Annotated in this window: 1 protein-coding gene; it reads left to right on the top strand. The window is 43.2% G+C overall.

Going from position 1 to position 1,711, the window contains the following annotated elements; translation table 11 throughout:
- Positions 1–202 precede the first annotated feature (202 nt).
- Positions 203–1,492: an IS1380-like element IS612 family transposase gene (locus tag GH664_RS23985; RefSeq protein WP_005814044.1), complete on the top strand. Its 1,290-nt coding sequence runs from the start codon at positions 203–205 to the stop codon at positions 1,490–1,492.
- The last annotated feature ends 219 nt before the right edge of the window (positions 1,493–1,711 follow it).

Here is a 1,711-nt window from a genome sequence, read left to right as displayed (position 1 = left end):
TTAGAAGGAAATCACCATATACACAGTCGGCAAAAGCCTTGTTCTTGGAGTCAATCTTAGTTATACCTTAATTCCGCAACACTATAATTTAACTTTATTTATAAGTTCCTGAGCAACAAAAAGTTGCCCAGGATTTTGCCATGTCAGAATTTTCACTTATCTTAGTGTTGCAAAAAGAAAACAAGCAAAACTCTAATATGACATGGCAAAAATACAAATTAAATCTGAGAAACTCACACCTTTTGGAGGAATTTTTTCAATCATGGAGAAATTTGACTCCATGCTTTCACCCGTTATCGACTCAACACTGGGTCAGAGATGCAGCAGTATCTTCGGATATCAGTTCAGCGAGATAGTCCGTTCGCTGATGAGCGTTTATTTCTGTGGCGGCTCATGCGTGGAAGATGTAACGTCACAACTGATGCGCCATCTCTCGTATCATCCTACCCTTCGTACATGCAGCTCTGATACCATCCTCAGAGCCATCAAGGAACTGACACAGGAAAACATCTCCTATACTTCCGACCAAGGCAAGACCTATGATTTCAATACTGCAGACAAACTCAACACATTGCTTATAAACGCTTTGGTTTCTACAGGCGAGTTGAAGGAAATTGAGGAATACGATGTTGACTTTGACCATCAGTTCCTTGAAACGGAGAAGTATGATGCAAAACCGACCTACAAAAAGTTCCTCGGCTACAGGCCTGGCGTATATGTTATCGGTGACAAGATAGTCTATATCGAGAACAGCGATGGCAACACGAATGTGCGTTTTCATCAGGCAGACACCCATAAGAGATTCTTCGCTCTTCTGGAATCCCAGAACATCCGTGTAAATCGCTTCAGGGCAGACTGCGGTTCCTGCTCGAAGGAAATCGTCAGTGAGATAGAGAAGCATTGCAAACATTTCTACATCCGTGCCAACCGATGCAGTTCGCTCTACAATGACATCTTTGCTCTGAGAGGATGGAAGACGGAGGAGATTAACGGCATCCAGTTCGAACTCAATTCCATTCTCGTTGAGAAATGGGAAGGCAAGTGCTATCGTCTTGTCATCCAGAGACAAAGACGCAACAGTGGCGACCTTGACCTGTGGGAAGGCGAATACACTTACCGTTGTATTCTGACCAACGATTACAAGTCATCGACAAGGGACATTGTTGAATTCTACAATCTGCGTGGCGGCAAGGAACGTATCTTTGACGACATGAACAACGGATTCGGTTGGAGCAGGCTCCCCAAGTCATTCATGGCGGAGAATACTGTCTTTCTTCTGCTTACTGCATTGATACACAATTTCTACAAGACCATCATGAGCAGGCTTGACACCAAGGCTTTTGGGCTCAAGAAAACGAGTCGCATAAAGGCTTTTGTCTTCAGATTCATCTCCGTACCTGCCAAGTGGATCATGACTGCAAGGCAATACGTGCTGAATATCTATACAGAGAACCGCGCTTATGCAAAACCCTTCAAAACAGAATTCGGATAAGAATCCTTTCTTTCCGGTTAGAATCTGCGTATTACCTCAAGTCGCATCGTGGGGTAAGGGGATGGTGGCTACATATTGATGTTGTGCTGTTGCTTTTTACTGAAAGCTGCTACTAACGACTCATAAATCTACCCTTAATCGTGTATTGGATGATAGTTGCGGATTTTAGGATATCAATACGCCCTTTAATACATTCCTATTAAAACATCAGCTTCGATT

The sequence above is a fragment of the Thauera sp. 2A1 genome, assembly GCF_009469595.2.
Taxonomy (GTDB): domain Bacteria; phylum Pseudomonadota; class Gammaproteobacteria; order Burkholderiales; family Rhodocyclaceae; genus Thauera.
The sequence above is the reverse complement of the archived record's forward strand: the minus strand, read 5'-3'. Positions and strand labels throughout refer to the sequence as shown.

Bases quoted from the DNA above. Each gene is read 5' to 3' on its own strand.
- GH664_RS23985 (WP_005814044.1), top strand. From the start codon at position 203: ATGGCAAAAATACAAATTAAATCTGAGAAACTCACACCTTTTGGAGGA.